At 29.5% G+C, this 13133-nt stretch carries 13 protein-coding genes; 11 read left to right on the top strand and 2 right to left on the bottom strand.

Annotated elements, in window-relative coordinates; translation table 11 throughout:
* The 5 genes from BD821_RS09430 (at position 1) to BD821_RS09410 (ending at position 6628) form a co-directional block, all read left to right on the top strand.
* On the top strand, positions 1-1443 hold the full coding sequence (locus BD821_RS09430) for a TrkH family potassium uptake protein (RefSeq protein WP_104410262.1): 1443 nt from the start codon (positions 1-3) through the stop codon (positions 1441-1443).
* A gap of 224 nt (positions 1444-1667) precedes the next feature.
* Positions 1668-2420 carry a DeoR/GlpR family DNA-binding transcription regulator gene (locus tag BD821_RS09425; RefSeq protein ID WP_104410261.1) on the top strand — a complete coding sequence of 251 codons (753 nt, stop codon included), beginning with the start codon at positions 1668-1670 and terminating at the stop codon, positions 2418-2420.
* Positions 2417-3322, top strand: coding sequence for a 1-phosphofructokinase (gene pfkB / locus BD821_RS09420; RefSeq protein WP_104410260.1), 906 nt, complete (start codon positions 2417-2419; stop codon positions 3320-3322). Before BD821_RS09425 ends, pfkB begins: the two co-directional genes overlap by 4 nt.
* A gap of 26 nt (positions 3323-3348) precedes the next feature.
* Positions 3349-5238 carry a PTS fructose transporter subunit IIABC gene (locus tag BD821_RS09415; RefSeq protein ID WP_104410259.1) on the top strand — a complete coding sequence of 630 codons (1890 nt, stop codon included), beginning with the start codon at positions 3349-3351 and terminating at the stop codon, positions 5236-5238.
* 64 nt (positions 5239-5302) lie between these two features.
* Positions 5303-6628 (top strand): MATE family efflux transporter, encoded by a 1326-nt coding sequence (locus BD821_RS09410; protein WP_104410258.1) that lies wholly within the window; start codon positions 5303-5305, stop codon positions 6626-6628.
* Here BD821_RS09410 and BD821_RS09405 read toward each other — a convergent pair.
* Entirely contained in the window at positions 6604-7485 is an 882-nt protein-coding gene (locus BD821_RS09405; protein ID WP_226104538.1) for a fused DSP-PTPase phosphatase/NAD kinase-like protein, read from the bottom strand. The two genes, BD821_RS09410 and BD821_RS09405, sit on opposite strands and share 25 nt — an antisense overlap.
* Before the next feature lie 445 nt (positions 7486-7930).
* Here BD821_RS09405 and BD821_RS09400 point away from each other — a divergent pair, with 445 nt between their 5' ends.
* From BD821_RS09400 to BD821_RS09370, 6 genes are all read left to right on the top strand, one after another.
* On the top strand, positions 7931-8431 hold the full coding sequence (locus tag BD821_RS09400) for a matrixin family metalloprotease (protein ID WP_104410257.1): 501 nt from the start codon (positions 7931-7933) through the stop codon (positions 8429-8431).
* 36 nt (positions 8432-8467) lie between these two features.
* A complete protein-coding gene (locus tag BD821_RS09395) occupies positions 8468-9115 on the top strand; it encodes a hypothetical protein (RefSeq protein WP_104410256.1) in 648 nt (215 codons plus the stop codon).
* 613 nt (positions 9116-9728) lie between these two features.
* On the top strand, positions 9729-10007 hold the full coding sequence (locus tag BD821_RS09385) for a DUF5412 family protein (protein WP_104410255.1): 279 nt from the start codon (positions 9729-9731) through the stop codon (positions 10005-10007).
* Positions 10008-10433: 426 nt separating this feature from the next.
* Positions 10434-10802: a GNAT family N-acetyltransferase gene (locus BD821_RS09380; protein ID WP_104410254.1), complete on the top strand. Its 369-nt coding sequence runs from the start codon at positions 10434-10436 to the stop codon at positions 10800-10802.
* Positions 10803-10966: 164 nt separating this feature from the next.
* Positions 10967-11713: an aminoglycoside phosphotransferase family protein gene (locus BD821_RS09375; protein WP_104410253.1), complete on the top strand. Its 747-nt coding sequence runs from the start codon at positions 10967-10969 to the stop codon at positions 11711-11713.
* Between the two features lie 109 nt (positions 11714-11822).
* Positions 11823-12194 (top strand): NUDIX hydrolase, encoded by a 372-nt coding sequence (locus tag BD821_RS09370; RefSeq protein WP_104410252.1) that lies wholly within the window; start codon positions 11823-11825, stop codon positions 12192-12194.
* Positions 12195-12247: 53 nt separating this feature from the next.
* On the opposite strand, the gene BD821_RS09365 is transcribed toward BD821_RS09370, so the two are convergent.
* Positions 12248-12523 (bottom strand): hypothetical protein, encoded by a 276-nt coding sequence (locus tag BD821_RS09365; protein WP_104410251.1) that lies wholly within the window; start codon positions 12521-12523, stop codon positions 12248-12250.
* Positions 12524-13133: the final 610 nt, after the last annotated feature.

Raw genomic sequence — 13133 nt, 5'->3', positions numbered from 1 at the left:
ATGAACTACCTAATGGTACTAAAGGTACTTGGAAATGTTATAAAATATGAAGCATTAGTTATGATATTACCACTTATTGTATCCGTATATTACGGTGGTGGCGATACTAATAGTTTTATTGTAACTATCATAATAATGTTAATTATTGGTGTGTTTATGTCTTTAATAAACCCTAAGAAAAAGACATTTTATGCTAAGGATGGTTTTTTAGCTGTTGCTATATGTTGGATTGCTATATCCATCTTTGGAGCTCTTCCATTTTACATAAGTGGATCAATACCTTCTTTCGTAGATTGTATATTTGAGACGGTATCAGGATTTACCACTACAGGTGCTACTATTTTGCAAGAAGTACAATCCCTACCTAAGGGAATTTTATTTTGGCGGAGTTTTACCCATTGGATAGGTGGTATGGGAATTTTGATATTTACTTTAGCACTTATGCCATCTATTGGGGGAAATACTATACATTTATTAAGAGCAGAAAGTCCAGGTCCCTCTCCAGGTAAAGTTGTTCCTAGGATAAAACAGACCGCGAAGATAATGTATTTAATATATCTTGTTATGACCATAATTCAAATAGTATTACTTTTATTTGCAGGACTCGATTTTTATGATGCATTAATTCATGCCTTTGGTACAGCAGGTACAGGAGGATTTTCTAGTATGAACAGTAGTGTTGGAGCCTATGAAAATGTTTATGTGGAAGTTATTATAACTGTATTTATGTTGCTTTTTGGAGTTAATTTTACGGTATATTTTCATCTTATTACAGGGAATATAAAGCAAGCGTTTAAAAATGAAGAGGTAAAGTATTACTTTTTAATAGTATTTGCTGCTATGATTATAATAGCTTTTAATATTAAAGGGTTAAATGGGAATTCCTTAGCTACATCTTTTAGGCAGTCTTCATTTCAAGTTGCTTCAATCGTAACAACTACAGGTTATGCTACAACGAACTTTGATCTTTGGCCCACACTTAGTAAGTCAATTTTAGCACTGCTAATGCTTACAGGATGTTGTGCAGGATCTACTGGTGGAGGAATTAAAACTGTGCGTATAGTGCTTTTATTTAAGGCTATAAAACGGAATATAAATAAAATAATTCACCCTAGAATGGTTAATTCAGTAAAGCTTGACGGCAAGGTAGTTGATGACAAAATTATATCTGAGGTAGGTATATTTATATTTGCATATATGGCAATTATCGTAGTAGCAGTGATAATTGTATCTATAGATGGAATGGATCTTGAGAGCACAGTAACATCGGTTTTTGCAACTATGGGTAACATAGGACCAGGATTTAAAGTGGTGGGACCTATAGGTAACTTTAGTAGCTTTTCATCACTTAGCAAAATAGTTTTTTCATTTTGTATGTTAGCGGGGAGACTTGAGATATATCCAATGTTACTTATATTAAGGCCATCTATGTGGAAAAGTTAGTTATAATAATATAATTTATTTGTGATTAATATTATTTTGAAAAGATAAATACTAATAATAAGTATAATGAAAAAAATAAGCGCTACTTTAAGATTAAGTAGTGCTTATTTTATAATTAAATATGAATGAATTTAAAGGCATATAGATGATTGTGAATTATTATGAATGGAAATAGTTGATTTATTTCAAGGAAAGATGTAATATGTAATTAGGAAGTGATAGAGATGTTAACAGAAGAAAGATATGAATTTATTCTTGAAGAATTAAAGAATAACTCTGTGGTTCATGTTAGTGATTTGGTTATAAAGTTAAATGCATCTGAGTCTACAATTAGGAGAGATTTAAATGCACTTCATAAAGAGGGAAAACTAAATAAGATTCATGGAGGGGCAATGGCCTTAGATAAGGATATTAATACAAGGGAAGATAAGGTTGCTGTAAGGCAAGGACTAAAAACTAATGAAAAGCTTGAAATAGCCAAATATGCAGCATCACTTATAAAGCCTTATGATTTTGTTTATTTAGATGCAGGAACTACTACAGAACTTATGATAGATTTTATAAAGGAAAAAGAAGCTATATTCGTTACAAATGCTATAGGTCATGCTAAAAAGCTTATTCAAAATGATCTTAAAACTTATATTTTAGGTGGAGAGGTAAAGGGTATCACAGAGGCCATAGTTGGAATTGAAGCAATTAGTAGCCTAAAGAAATATAACTTTACTAAGGGCTTTTTTGGTGTTAATGGTATATCAATTAAAAGGGGTTATACAACCCCTGATATTAAAGAAGCGTCAGTTAAAGAAGAGGCTCTAAATAGAGCTAGATCAGCATATATACTAGCTGATGATTCTAAATTTGATGAAATTAGTTCTATAACTTTTGGAAATATTTCAAAGGCAAGTATAATTACAACTAAGCTTTTGGATAATAAATACAAAGCTTTAACAGAAATATTGGAGGTGACTATAAAGTGATTTATACGATTACTTTTAATCCAGCTTTAGACTATGTGGTTAGGGTTGATGATTTTAACCTTGGACGTGTGAATAGAACATCTTATGAAGAAATTTATGCAGGTGGTAAGGGCATTAATGTGTCTACTGTTTTAAACAACTTGGAAGTTGAAAGTGTAGCACTTGGATGTATAGCTGGATTTACTGGTGACGAAATAGAAAGAAGAGTGAAATCAAAGGGTGTTCATACAGACTTTATTAAATTAAATAATGGTATGTCAAGAATAAATGTAAAGCTTAAATCTAAGGAAGAATCAGAGATAAATGGAAAAGGTCCTTATATAAGTAAGGAAGAGCTTAATGAATTGTTTAGTAAGCTAGAAGCTATTAAAGAAGGAGATTTTTTAGTTCTTGCAGGAAGCATACCGGATACTCTTCCAAAAGACATTTATGAAACTATAATGGAAAGACTTAATTTGAAAAAAGTAAAATTTATAGTAGATGCAACAGGAGAACTTTTATTAAATGTATTAAAGTATAAGCCATTTTTGATTAAACCAAACCATCATGAACTTTCAGATTTATTTAATATAGAGATTAAAGATGATGATAAAATAATATATTATGCAAAAAAGCTTCAAGAAATGGGAGCAGAAAATGTACTTGTGTCTAGAGCATCAAAGGGAGCAATATTTATAAAGTCTAATGGAGAAGTTATGAAAAGTGTTGCACCTAAAGGAGACGTGAAAAATTCAGTAGGGGCTGGAGATTCTATGGTAGCAGGATTTATAGCGGGATATTTAAAAAATAAAGACCTAGAGGAAGCTTTCAAAATGGGAGTGGCCACAGGCAGTGCTAGTGCATTTTCAGAAGACCTTGCTAAAAAAGATTTAATAGAAAAATTATTAAATGAGATTATGTAAAAATATATATAAAAGGAGGGTAATAAATGAAAATCATTGATTTATTAAATAAAAATGGTATAGAATTAAACCCTATAATAAAAACTAAAAATGAAGCTATAAGTAGATTAGTAGATTTAATGGATGGCAGAGGGATTTTATTAAATAAAGAAGAGTACAAAAATGAAGTGTTAAAAAGGGAAGAGCTTAGTACTACTGGTATCGGAGATGGTATTGCAATACCACATGCTAAAACAAAGGCAGTTAAAAAAGCAGGACTTAGTGCTATGGTTATTAAAGATGGGTTAGATTATGATAGTTTAGATGGGGAGAAAGCAAAACTATTTTTCATGATAGCTGCTCCAGAAGGAGAAAATAATGTTCATTTAGAAGTGCTTTCAAGGCTTTCTACTATTTTAATGGATGAAGATTTTAAAAATAGTTTAATAGATGCAAAGGATAAAGAAGAATTTTTAAGATTAATAGATTTTAAAGAAAATAACAAAATAACTGAAGAAGAGGACAAAGAAAAAGATAAAATAGAACAAAAAGATGGATATAGAGTATTAGCTGTTACAGCTTGCCCAACTGGTATTGCCCATACATTTATGGCAGCGGAAAGTTTAGAAAATAAGGGTAAAGATATGGACATAGCTATAAAGGTTGAAACTAATGGAGCTGGAGGAGCAAAGAATATTCTAACTAAAGATGAAATAGAAAAGGCTGAATGTATAATAATAGCAGCAGATAAAAATGTTGAAATGGCTCGATTTGATGGTAAAAGAGTTATTCAAACTAGAGTTTCAAATGGTATACACAAACCTCAGGAGCTAATAAGTGAGGCCATAAGTGGGAATGTTCCTATTTATCATCATGGTAGTAAAGGTAAAGATGAAGAAAGTATAATGGAAAAAGAAGGCGTAGGTCGTGAGATATATAAACATTTAATGAATGGTGTTTCTCACATGTTACCTTTCGTTATAGGTGGAGGTATATTAATAGCCTTAGCTTTCTTATTTGATGATTATAGTATAGATCCATCAAATTTTGGTTCTAATACACCATTTGCAGAATTTCTAATGAAGGTAGGTGGTACTTCCTTTGGATTTATGCTTCCAGTTTTAGCTGGGTATATTGCTATGAGTATTGGAGATAGGCCAGCTTTAGCAGTAGGGTTTGTTGGTGGCATGCTTGCAAATGAAGGCGGATCAGGTTTCCTTGGAGCACTTTTAGCAGGTTTTATAGCAGGATATTTAGTAGTAGCATTAAAAAAGATATTTTCCAAACTTCCAAGTAGCTTAGAGGGTATAAAACCAGTACTTATTTATCCTCTACTTGGTATTTTACTAATAGGAGTAATAATTGTATATGGAATTAATCCTCCACTCTCAGCACTAAATAATGGAATAACAAATGTTTTAAATAACATGGGAGAAAGTAGTAAGATAGTTCTTGGAGCAGTTTTAGGGGGAATGATGGCTATAGATATGGGAGGCCCTATAAATAAGGCAGCTTATGTATTTGGAACAGCTTCTCTTGCTAATAACCAATTTCACTTTATGGCTGCAGTAATGATTGGAGGAATGGTGCCTCCGCTATCAATAGCTTTATGTACAACTTTCTTTAAAGATAGATTTACAAAAAAAGAAAGACAATCAGGTTTAGTAAATTATATAATGGGTTTATCATTTATAACAGAAGGAGCTATTCCCTTTGCAGCAGCAGATCCTTTAAGAGTAATTCCAGCTTGTGTAATTGGATCAGCAACAGCAGGAGCTTTATCTATGGCTTTTGGATGTACTTTAAGAGCTCCACATGGTGGAATATTTGTATTACCTGTTATATCCAATCCACTTGGATACTTTATATCCTTGGTTGTAGGTTCAGTTATAGGTATGATAGTTATGGCTATGTTAAAGAAAAAGGTAATAGAATAAAAAAACAAAGGTTGTTTAAAAAGGTGGCATATTAATCTGCCACTTTTTTTATGGAGGACAAGGAATGAAACAAAAGGCGGACGTTTTACAAGATGATATACTTAAACTTTTCTTAAGATATTTAGGTGCAAGTATTGCATCTACTTTTATGTCATCTATGTATATTTTATTTGATACTATATTTATAGGAAGAGGAATAGGAAGCGAAGGACTTGCAGCTCTTAATATTGCATTACCTGTTTACAATGTAATATTTGCATTAGGGCTACTTTCAGGAGTAGGTGGAGCCACTGTTATGGCTATAAATATAGGACGGAAAAAGTTCCATGTGGTAGATAAAATATTTACTCAATCTATGATAATGGCAATAGTATTTGGAGCACTAATTACTATTTTAGGAAGTGTTTTTATAGACAACCTATGCATATTTCTAGGTGCTACAGAAAGCAATTTTAAGCTGGTTAAAGATTATTTAAGTATAATTATAATGTTTAATTTCTCTTTTCTAATAGTAAATGCTTTGTCGGTATTTATAAGAAATGATAACGCACCAAAGCTTGCTATGTGGAGTAGTATTATTGGAACAATTATTAATATAGTTTTAGATGCACTATTTGTTTTAGTATTACACTTAGGCATGAGGGGAGCGGCACTTGCTACTATTTCCGGGTCTATTACAAGTTTATTTATATTAATATATTGCCACTTTATAAAAGGTAGGGGTAAGTTAAAATTTGTAAAGACAAAACTTGAAATACATACATTTAAAAGAATATTAAAAAATGGAGCTCCAAGCTTTATAATAGAAGTTTCTTCTGGAATAGTAATATTCGCTTTTAATATGGTGTTAGAAGATATAACTGGCACTATAGGAATATCAGCATACAGCATAATTGCAAACATATCATTAATGTGTGTAGCTATCTTTACAGGTATTTGCCAGGCTAGCCAACCTATAATAAGTACAAACTATGGGGCAAATCAAATGGATAGAGTTAATAAGGTTTTAAAGATGGGAATAACTTTTGCATTATTTGTTGGAGTAACATTTTTCGTAGTTGGAATGTTTTTCCCAAGACAAATCGTGGGGCTTTTTAATAAAGATAATTTAGAACTTATGGAGATTACATCAAAGGGAATACAGCTTTATTTTATAGCATTTATAATTATGGGAGTAAATATAGTTATGGGAAGTTACTTTCAAGCCATTGAGTACTCTATGATAGCTACAATTACATCCCTTCTTAGAGGAGTAGTATTTATATTACTAGGATTATTTATTTTACCTAATATATTTGCATTAAATGGAGTATGGCTTACAGTACCCTTTTCAGAGGGCTTAGCCTTAATTTTAACACTGGCATTTTATAAAAAATCAAAGGAAAAATAGAAGTTATTCAAAAGATTAATTCTTTCATTATTATAAAAAGATTTAATATGACTCTCATCAAAATTTGCTAATAGTAGTTGTCTTTTTATAATATCATCAGCCGTAACATGGTGAGCATTTTTCATCATATCATACATAATCATGAAAGTAGTAGTCCTTCCTATACCTTGTTTACAGTGAAAATGAAGCCAGGTATTCTTAGGTTGTGATTTTACAAGACTTACAAAATAATCTACCATATCATCTGTAGGTATCTTACCATCGGTAACAGGGATGCGAATATATGATAGTGATTTAGATGTAACAAGATGATCTTCATCTTCAACTTTTTTTGGAACTATAGTTATATTTTTATGGTTATAATAAGTAATAGGAACGTTTAATTTAATACTATTTAGTCTATTATATTCATGAAGAATTACTTCATCCTTTGTTAAACCCATGTTAGCATTGTTTTTAGCATTAGCAAAGCTAATGGGGGCTCCATTAATAAATCCGTGTGATTCTTGCCTAAGGTCAATAATTGTTATAGGCAATGAAGCGTCTATACTATTTATTACAAGAGGTAAATTGTATTCTGAAAATTGTTGACTACCAGAAATATTTAATGTATTTAGCCCACTAATATTTAATTCTTTGCTACTTTCGGCATTTAACATATTAGTAGATTTACGAAAATGTTTTGGTATATCATAGTAATTTTGTGAATCTAAAACAAGATGTATATTGTTGTCATCTAAGGGAATAAGAGAATCTTGTGAAATGGATCTCATCATACTTTCAAATCTCATGTTATTGCTTATCTTAATACAGTTATTTAAATTCATCATATTATAAAAATAGGGACAGTTGTACATACATATCCTCCATAGAAAATAGCTTTCACCTTATATTATGAATGAAAAGTTATTTTGATACTGATTGCTTCTTGAATTCTTACTTTTTTGTCCCGTGATATATACCTCTTATTTTCATTTGTTTTTGTACTATATTATGTCTGGATATTTATTGTATAGTTAACTATAACTTATTCAGAAGATAAACGTATTACTATAATTTAAGCGTTGAAGGAAAAGAGAAAGTTAAGCAGAAAGGCGGTAAGGTAAGAAGGTATTTACTAGAGAGGGATAAACTAACTAATATTCAGGTAAGAGGTAAATCTAAGAAAGCATGATAATTTATTAGATTTTGACCAAAGAGAAGGGATTAATCCGGTTTTTATTATAAAAACATATTGAAGATTATCCGTATTATGGTTATAATTATATTAATTAACAATAGAATAGAAGTCGGGTGGATTAAATGAAAAAAGTTTTACTGTTTTTTTCTTTTTTAGTATTAGGAATAATAACTTATTCTACAGATTCAAAAGCATACGTATTTAATAATCAAAATGTAGGATATAACCCCCAGTATATAAATTTATCTTCAGGCAATCCTTATTTATCTCATCTCAATTGTGCTACTAAATGGAGTTATCAAGGTGGTAAGGTATTCATTAAAGAATTTGATTACGGTGGTTTTGTAAATATTTATCAAGGATTTGTTGATACTGATAATGGAACCTATGGAGTTTGTTATTATAATACTAATCGTCAAAGTGACATTCGTTATTATAGAGCATTTAAAAACGCTTCTTCTGCTGTGAGAAATGAAACGGTAGTTCATGAAGTTGGTCATGCAATAGGTTTGAGTCATACTCAATCTGTAAATAACACAGAGTCAGTTATGAGAGCAACAGGATTTAATAATAAAGCATATCCGTTATCTGACGATAAAGCTGGTATTAATGCTAAATACTAATGAGATGTATAAGTATGAAAAAGGTGGTGTATAAGTATGAAAAAAATATTAGCTATAGTAGGAGTGGTATGTGTTTTTTTAATTGGATTTTTAATTTTTGAAAGTAAGACCAATTCGTATAATCAAGCACAATTTGATAATGGTATAGAAGACCACTTATTTGGTCGGAACTTAGTCTTAGATGCAAAAGTTGATGAATTTCCTGATTTAAATTCTGTTGAGGATAATACAGATATTATTGTGGTTGGTAAAAAGATTAATCAAGAAGAGCCGACAATTATATATAATCAAGAAGGTCGAATTGATATCTCTTATACTTTGTCTAATTTTTTAATTGAGAAAGTTATAAGTGGAAATTCATTTACTTCAGGAACAGAAATTATAATTTTAGAAAATGCAGCATACAATAAAAAGGAAAATTTGACTTATAACATTGCTGGATACGAATTAATGAAAACAAATAACGATTATTTATTGTTTCTAAAGAAATCAGAAACAGATCCATATTATCTAATAACAGGTGTTAATTATGGAAAAGTTCCTTTGCAAAATGAAGGTAACGGTTTAAAGAAATCTTTAAAAAATGCAAATTCTGATTATGCTAATGAAGTATTATCAGAATTTGATCATCAAAATTCAATTAGAGAAGAAGCATTAAAAAAATATGCTCCAAGCTTAAAATAGATTTTTTGACTAAATGAAAAATAAATAACATATTAAAATATCGCGTTATTCAGAAGTGAATAATACGGTATTTTTTTATTATTTAAGTTCAATTAGCCTGAATATTTATAATGAAAGGAGTTTTATTACAATGAATTTATTAGGTGCGGTAATAAAAAAAATCATTTCATTAAAGGTTATACTAGGAACCATGGTCTTTGAAAATCAATAACAGGGTATATAAAATATGTTATAATTTACTCATAATAGGCAAATTTACATGATGCAGATGTTAGTAGAGGTACAATGAAAATCTATATTACGGGGGCCATATTGGTTATAGGATTGAAGAAGCTTATAGGGGAAATAATTATGCTTCAAAGTCTTGCAAAATTATCAAAGACGTAGCCATTGCACATTATATTACTGCAAACTTAAGTGATTTAAATATTAAAATTGTAAATATTAGTGATGAATATTCTTATATTGCCAGGTAAATTATGTAGTTGAAAAAAATAATATTAATATTGTGAGGTTTGTCTATGAAGAAGATTAAAATAATTTTTGGTATAGTAATAATTTCTATTTTTATAGCAATAATTTTTTTAGAACTGAAAATGGTCCTCTGGATAATATGAGTAATTTACCAAATGGCGAATATTTGAGTAAGTCCACATCTCCAAATGGAACATATACTATTAGAACATATCTTTGTAATGGCGGTGCAACAGTAGATTATGCAGTGAGAGGGGAGTTAATAATAAATAATAAAAATAAGAAGGCAAGAAATATTTACTGGGAATATAAAATTAATGTTTCTGAAATTACTTGGGATAGTGATGATACTGTTAAAATTAATGGTCATAAGATAAACTTACCTAGCGGTAAATATGATTGGAGAGTAGACAAATAGATTAGAATCATTTCTTGAGCTTTATGAACTTAAAACGATTATATAATCTAAGATGGTTATTTGCACAAAAAAACCTCATAGGTATAAGACTTTCCATAAAAACCTACACGTTAAAAGGAATATCCATAGATACAATTTATATAAATCCATGGATGCTCATTAGTGTTAGGCAAAGCATTTTTCAAGCTCCTTTAATTCTTCTAAATCAAATATTTTTGTGGCAATAATGTCTATAGTTTCCTATGGTAAAGACTTGAGTTTTTCCTTATATTTGTAAAAATATTTAAAGTTATTAACTTCTATTTTTATTTTATTAGTAGTGATATACTGGAAATAATTATGAATTATTGTATAATATCACGAAACTGTTACCTATGATCAATGTTAATAAAATAGTATAAAAATTGTAAGATAAGGGGAGAAGACATGGAACTAAATATAAAATCAATGAATTATGATGAAGCAAAGCAAATTTCAAAGTGGATTTATAATGAACCCTATTTACTTTATAGTATGGATGAAAGTGATGAATGTATAAATGAACTTCTTAATGGTGATTATTTTTCAGTTTCGGACAGGGAAAACAATCTTATAGGTTACTATTGCTTTGGTGATTCTGCTCAAGTTCCAGTAGGAAAGGGATTTGGAGTTTATGATTCTAAAGATATTATTGATGTTGGTTTGGGAATGAAACCAAATTTATGTGGTGAAGGGGTAGGCTTCAAGAAAGTCAACTCTTTTGAAAGAATATCAGACATTGGGAAAACTGAATTTTGGGTTATGATTCTATGTTAAGAAACAAATCATTTAATTTAAGGTTTTCTAAATCAATGGGTCGGTGAGATCATAAGAACAATCTTTTTGATATTATGACAGAGAAGTGAATTACTATGAATTAAAGGTTATTTTTACAATGAGCATAAGGATTAATGAATAATAAAGGATTAGGAGAAAAATAAATGAAATGCGGGAAGATAATTGGCGTAGGTAATACAGCAACTGTATATGAATGGGAAGAAGGTAGAGTGCTTAAGCTTTTCTATGAAGGATATCCTAAAAAATCCGTAGAAAAAGAGTTTTATAATGCAATGGCCATAAAAAATATGAATTTTGCAAAACCAAAGGTATATGAAATAATCTCATGTAAAGAGAGAATGGGCATTATATATGATAGGGTGGAAGGTGAATCCCTTCTGGATTGGGTTATGAAAACTGGTGATGTGCAGGGGTGTGCAGCATATATGGCAAAGCTACATAAGGCAATGCTTCAAAATAGAATTAGTAATGTACCAAATTACAAGGAATTTTTAAAGTCTCATATACCAAAGGAACCATCAGTTGATTTGAATAAAGAAGAAGTATTGCAAAGGATAGATAAATTACCAGATGGGAATGCTCTTTGTCATGGTGATTTCCATCCAGGTAATATACTAATATCCAATGGACATACAGTTGTTATAGATTTTATGAACCTGTGTCATGGAGATTTTTTGTATGATGTTGCAAGAACTGTATTCCTGGTAGAATATACACCTGTGCCAGTGGAGTTGGATCATAGGGAAGTGCTTTTAGGATTTAAGAAAATACTGGCAGATTTATATCTTATGCAAATGAATGTTACCAGAGAAATGATACAGGATTATCTATCAGTTATTATCACGGTTAGAAAGGGAGAATGCCCTAACGAAGAGTTAGATATAAGGTAAAATGCAGATGGATAGCATTCTGATATTTTGAAAATAAGTAATGAACTGATGAGTAATGAGCATAATGGGGAAATAGCGTTAATTCACAATATTCTTACAATGTGACGTAATGGCACATCATAATATATTCAATGCATGGTCTTTGACAGGAGGACATGCAGACGGTGAGGAAGATTTATTAGGTGTTGCTATATCAGAGATTAAAGAAGAAACAGGAGTAAAAAATATTATTCCTATCACTAATAAGATTGTTTCATTAGATATTTTACCTGTGTTAGGACATTTAAGAAAAGGAAAGTATGTTTCATCACATTTACATATATCAGTAGTATATTTAGTTCAGGCTGATGAGAATGAGCAGGTTATTATTAAACCAGATGAGAATAGTGATGTTAAGTGGATTCCAATCAGTGAGATAGATATACACTCAAGTGAATCCCATATGAAGAAAATTTATAATAAAATAATATCCAAAATATAAGGATTTAAGAAATGAATATGATAAATTAAATGAAAGCATATTTCCCTTTTGATCTATTTTAAATTTCCTTTAGCTGTTGCCTTATCAATAGTTATTTTTACAATATTAGTCTTTGAAACTGCTCTATTTATATATTCTGATCCTTCTTTGTTAAATTCAGGAGAATATTTATCTATAAATGACATAAGAGCTACTTTCTTTTCTTCTTCATTTAGTATTCTTTCTAAATGATGATCGTGTAATTGCCTTTTTGAATTTCTTAATTCTCTAAATATAAGCCCCCCTAAATTAATTAAATATATTTTTTTATAATGTATAACATATGCCAAGGTAATAATAAGGCAGCTTTAGAAAATTACAAAAAGTCTATGGAGTTGAATCCTAATAATATAAAAACTAAAAATATAGTAGGGGAATTAAGTATTTAATGTATTAATAAAGAATATAAAGAGTCTATAGTAATTTACATAAAATTATTATAGACTCTTTATATATAAGTAAAGTAAAAGCTAAGTGTATGTTTAAATACAAAGATAAAGTGAAAGATATATATGTATATAAAAATATCAAGATATATTATGAATAGATATATAGACAGATAAAAAACATGAATTTAGATAAAAAAACTTGTTATATATTAAAATGCCTTTGAATTATTATAAAATTTGATGTATAAAAGAGCATTTAATGGTAAAATGAAATTATGATGTATCTTAAAATAATATATTACCTTAAGCAAGGTTTGTAATATTGGTTATCATAAGGAAACTTAAAATTAATTATAGAAATTTAGATAAAACATTTATATATACTTAAAATTAGTGAAATGAATTATTTTATGAAAAATACTGTATTTTAAAGGTTTTGAAAATTTAAAGAAAAAAGAATTAATTTGAACATTATAAGGAAAGATAATAGAAAGATACTATCCTTATAGAG

It is taken from the genome of Clostridium algidicarnis DSM 15099 (assembly GCF_002934235.1).
GTDB classification, from domain to species: domain Bacteria; phylum Bacillota; class Clostridia; order Clostridiales; family Clostridiaceae; genus Clostridium_L; species Clostridium_L algidicarnis.
This window is presented reverse-complemented; position numbering and strand designations above follow the sequence as displayed.